Annotated in this window: 5 protein-coding genes; 3 read left to right on the top strand and 2 right to left on the bottom strand. The window is 64.8% G+C overall.

Annotation, left to right across the window (positions count from 1 at the left end):
- Together gmd and ACGKZZ_RS17015 are read right to left on the bottom strand one after the other, a co-directional pair.
- The coding region (gene gmd / locus ACGKZZ_RS17020; RefSeq protein WP_411224711.1) for a GDP-mannose 4,6-dehydratase at positions 1-1005 on the bottom strand (1005 nt) is incomplete at its 3' end.
- Positions 1006-1137: 132 nt separating this feature from the next.
- Entirely contained in the window at positions 1138-1761 is a 624-nt protein-coding gene (locus ACGKZZ_RS17015) for a hypothetical protein (protein WP_411224710.1), read from the bottom strand.
- A 344-nt stretch (positions 1762-2105) separates the two neighbouring features.
- Between ACGKZZ_RS17015 and ACGKZZ_RS17010 the strand changes: the two genes are divergently transcribed.
- The 3 genes from ACGKZZ_RS17010 to ACGKZZ_RS17000 form a co-directional block, all read left to right on the top strand.
- Complete coding sequence (locus ACGKZZ_RS17010; RefSeq protein ID WP_411224709.1) at positions 2106-2972, top strand: glycosyltransferase family 2 protein; 867 nt, start codon at positions 2106-2108, stop codon at positions 2970-2972.
- A 79-nt stretch (positions 2973-3051) separates the two neighbouring features.
- Positions 3052-4002 carry an SIS domain-containing protein gene (locus tag ACGKZZ_RS17005; protein WP_411224708.1) on the top strand — a complete coding sequence of 317 codons (951 nt, stop codon included), beginning with the start codon at positions 3052-3054 and terminating at the stop codon, positions 4000-4002.
- Positions 3999-4502 (top strand): cytidylyltransferase domain-containing protein (locus ACGKZZ_RS17000; protein ID WP_411224707.1); only part of this gene is annotated, 504 nt, incomplete at its 3' end. The genes ACGKZZ_RS17005 and ACGKZZ_RS17000, both read left to right, overlap by 4 nt.

Genomic DNA, 4502 nt, shown 5'->3' with positions numbered 1-4502 from the left:
TCCCGCCAGGCTGCGCACATCGACGCTCGGCCGCCAGCCGAGCTCGCGCCGCGCGCGGGCCGCATCGCCGACCAGCAGATCGACCTCGGCGGGGCGGAAGAAGGCCGGGTTCACCTCGATCACCCGCCGACCCGTCCGCCGGTCGGTGGCGATCTCGTCCGTGCCCTCGCCCTGCCAGTCAAGCGGCATGTCGAGCGCCTCGGCGGCAAAGCTGACGAAATCGCGGATCGGCGTCGTCACCCCGGTGGCCAGCACGTAATCGCCGGGCTGATCCTGTTGCAGCATCCGCCACATGCCCTCGACATAATCGCCGGCAAAGCCCCAGTCGCGCCGCGCCGAAAGGTTGCCCAGCTGCACCGGCGCATTGCCGCCGCGCGCGATCTTGGCCAGCCCGCGGGTGATCTTGCGGGTGACGAATTCCTCGCCACGCAGCGGGCTTTCATGGTTGAACAGGATGCCGCAAGAGGCATGCATGCCAAAGCTCTCGCGGTAATTCACGGTGATATAGTGACCATAGGCCTTGGCCACGCCGTAGGGCGAGCGCGGATAGAACGGCGTCGTCTCGACCTGTGGCACCGCCTGCACCAGCCCGAACATCTCGGAGGTCGACGCCTGATAGAACCGGGTCTGCGGCGCCAGCGTGCGCAGCGTGTCCAGAAGCCGCGCCACGCCAAGCCCGTTCACATCGCCGGCATAGACCGGCTGCTCCCAGGAGGAGCCGACAAAGCTTTGCGCCGCGAGGTTGTAGAACTCGTCCACCGGCACATCGCGCAGCAGGCGAAAGACGTTGTTCATCTCCGACAGGTCGAGCTCGTGCAGAATGACCCGCTCGGCCACTCCAAGCGCCTCCAGCCGCGCCCGTTCGGCCTGCGCATTGCGGCGGATGCCGCCATGCACCTCGTAGCCCTTTTCCAATAACAGTTTCGCCAGATAGGCCCCGTCCTGCCCGGTGATCCCGGTGATGAAGGCGCGCTTGCGTGCAGTGTCCTTGGTCTCGACAGACATCGTGAATTTCTCCCGTCAGGGTTGCATTGACGCTTTTATCCGGCGGGGAGGGTAAAGATTGGGTTAAGGTTAATGGTTGAATAACCATTTTTCCTTGGTCTGCTCGTTGTGCTGACTGGAAACTTGCCGCGCTTATGGGTTTTCGTCAGGATGATCTTTCACCGCAACGTCTACGACCGCCCATTGCAAAGTATTTTCATTGACCTCGACCGCTTCCACCGTGATCGTCTGTCGCTTGTAACGGACAACGGTCTGATCGCCGGCAGCAAAGGGTCGAAGCGGTGTGCGCGTAAAACTCAGTCGTTGATTGAATAAAGCCGCGTTCCGGCGCAAATCTTCACGCTGCAACTCCGCGCTTTCACAAAAGACAGGTTGGTGCGGCGCGTAGACATTGACGTCTTTCATCGCATAGGCCGTAAACACATCGAACGCACCTCCGAACCGTCTGGCCTGAAGGGTCGCCTGTTTCCAGGCATCCAGACCCCGTTCGCTTATATAGAGGATGGCCGGTGCGCCTGACATGGAATGCAGTTTCAACCAGTCCGCGTTATGAACCGAGGCCAGGGCCAGACCCTGAATCGCCCGGTGACGGGAAAGCGCCAGATTTTCGTAAGTCCAGGGCAGACACCCGAACGGTGACACCGATAGATAGACGATATCCGCATCTTCCGGCACCAAGGGCAACACCGCAGTGTCGGAAGCAAGCTTGAGATCATCCTCAAGAATCAGGCTTGGCCATGTCCTGACCGCGTTCATCGCCTTTCGATGCGCAAACGCACAAGCCAATTGATGCGACAAACCCGAAGTGCCTTCCGAAAACCGCACCTGTTTCAGGCCGATCCTCTGACACAGGGCTCGCGAGGCCGCTCGTCGAGCAGGCAGTTGCGGTGGGTTGATGACAATTGTTTCCGCAATCGTTTCGTTCAGTTCAATCACATCCAACTCACTCGTGTCGCCCGATGTCCCGTTTACACAAGGGGCGCGGCACTGTCTGCACGTCCTGTCACCTGAAGCGCATGCGCGCTGCCCTGCCACCACCGCTTGCTCCGCCACCGGCTTGCCCCTATTGAGGCCGCGCCTGTTTGCGAGTGCCTGTCCATATGACCATCATCACCCTGACGTCGATCCCGCCGCGCTTTGGCCTGATCGGCCCGACGCTTGAATCACTCGTGGCGCAGCGGGGCGTGGACGGGGTGGAGCTGACGCTGCCGCAAAGCTATGCGCGGTTTCCCGAGTGGGACGGCACGCTGCCGCGCCTGCCTGCGGGCGTCACGCTGCATCGCAGCGACACCGATTATGGTCCGGCCACCAAGGTGCTGTGCGCCGCACGGCGCTACCGGGGTCAGGACATGCGGCTGATCTTTTGCGACGATGATCGCGACTACCGCCCCGGCTGGGCGCAGGGGCTTCTGGCCGAGGCAGACCGCCACCCCGATCGCGCGATTGCGCTTGCCGGATGGGACATTGCCGGCGTGTCACGGCGCACCGCTCATGCCGCTCCGCGCCACCGGCGCCGGTCGCGGAGATGGGATCTGCCCTATCGCGTCGCACGGCTGAAACAGGTACTGTCGGGGCAGGGCAAGGTCGGGCTCTCTGGCAAGCCGCCGCGCCGGATCATCGCGCGTGCGGGGTTTTCCGATATCTTCGAGGGCTATGGCGGCGTTGTGGTGCGGCCCCACTTCTTCGATGATCTGACCTATGACATCCCGAAGCCAGCGTTCCATGTTGATGATGTCTGGCTTTCGGGCGCGCTGGCCCGCGCGGGCATCGGCATCTGGCTCGCCGCCGATCAGCCCGAGCCCAAGACGACGCAGGCCGACCGCGAAGCCGCGCTTTACCGCCACCGCGAGGCCGAAAAGGGCCGCACCGAACTTGATGCTGCCGCGATTCAGATGATGCGCGCGCGCTGGGGCCTCTGGGGCGGGGCGGACGCGCATATCCCCGAAACCGGCGCGCGGCAGGTGTGAGGCACAAGAGCCTTGCGCGCGCATTGGACAGCGCGCACGCCACAAGCTATCACCGGCGCAAACCAGATCGCAGGCTTTCATGACCGACACCCCTTCCGCCATCGCCCGCCAGGTGCTCGCCACCGAGGCCGCCGCCCTGACCCGGCTGGCCGAGGAACTGCCCGCCGATTTCGACACCGTGGTGACGCGGCTGCTTGACCTGCCGGGGCGGGTGATCGTCTCTGGCATGGGCAAATCGGGCCATGTCGCCAGCAAGATCGCCGCGACACTCGCCTCGACTGGCACGCCCGCGCAGGCGGTGCATCCCGGCGAGGCGAGCCATGGCGATCTGGGCATGATCACCCGCAAGGATGCGGTGATCCTGATCTCGAACTCGGGCGAGACGCGCGAGCTTGCCGACATGATCGCCTATTGCACGCGCTTCGACATCCCGCTCATCGCGATCACCAAGCGCGAGGGCAGCACGCTCGCCCGCGCCGCCGATCACGTGCTGCTCCTGCCCGACGCGCCCGAAGCCTGCCCCCTGCGCATGGCCCCCACCACCTCCACCACGCTCACCATGGCGCTTGGCGACGCATTGGCGGTGGCGCTGATGCAGCATCGCGGCTTTGACCGCGACAGTTTCAACGCCTTCCACCCCGGCGGCACGTTGGGCGCGCAGCTCTTGCGCGTCTCGGCGGTGATGCACCGCGATGAGGCTTTGCCGGTGGTCGCCCCGGATACACCGATGGGCGAGACCCTGGTGGTGATGAGCGCCAAGGGCTTCGGCGTGGCGGCGGTGGTGGACGACGATCGCCTTGTCGGCGTCATCACCGATGGCGATCTGCGCCGCAATCTCGACGGGCTGACGGGGCGCAGCGCCGGCGAAGTGGCCACCCCCACCCCCCGCTCCATCGCACCGGATGCGCTGCTGACCGAGGCGCTGGCCGAGATGAACGCCCACAAGATCGGCGCGCTGATGGTGACCGAAAACGGCACGTTGCTGGGCCTGATCCATATCCACGACCTTCTGCGCGCGGGTGTGGCATGAGCGCGGTGGTCTTCATCCCCGCCCGCTATGCCTCGACCCGCTATCCGGGCAAGCCGCTGGTGGAACTGACCGGGGCTACAGGCGTGAAAAAACCCCTGATCCAGCGCGCCTGGGAGGCGGCAAAAGCGGTTTCGGGCGTGGATAGTGTCTACGTGCTGACAGATGACGACCGCATCGCCGACGCATCGCGCGGCTTCGGTGCGGACGTCCTGATGACCAGTTCAGAGGCCCGCAACGGCTCCGAACGCTGCGCCGAAGGGCTGGCACAACTGGACAGCGCCCCGGACGTGATCGTCAACCTGCAAGGCGATGCACCGCTCACGCCTGCGTGGTTCGTCGAGGCGCTGATCGGCGCGATGCAACCGGGTGTCGCGATGGCCACCCCGGTCGTCCAATGCGACGCCGAAACGCTCACCAATCTCGTCACCGACCGTCGCGAGGGCCGGGTGGGCGGCACCACCGCCGTCATGCGCTCCAACCACACCGCGCTCTACTTCTCC

The organism is Marivita sp. S2033 (genome assembly GCF_046592965.1).
In the GTDB taxonomy this organism is placed as follows: Bacteria; Pseudomonadota; Alphaproteobacteria; order Rhodobacterales; family Rhodobacteraceae; genus Marivita.
The sequence above is the reverse complement of the archived record's forward strand: the minus strand, read 5'-3'. Positions and strand labels throughout refer to the sequence as shown.

Bases quoted from the DNA above. Each gene is read 5' to 3' on its own strand.
- ACGKZZ_RS17005 (WP_411224708.1), top strand. From the start codon at position 3,052: ATGACCGACACCCCTTCCGCCATCGCCCGCCAGGTGCTCGCCACCGAG.
- ACGKZZ_RS17010 (WP_411224709.1), top strand. From the start codon at position 2,106: ATGACCATCATCACCCTGACGTCGATCCCGCCGCGCTTTGGCCTGATC.
- ACGKZZ_RS17015 (WP_411224710.1), bottom strand. From the start codon at position 1,761: ATGAACGCGGTCAGGACATGGCCAAGCCTGATTCTTGAGGATGATCTC.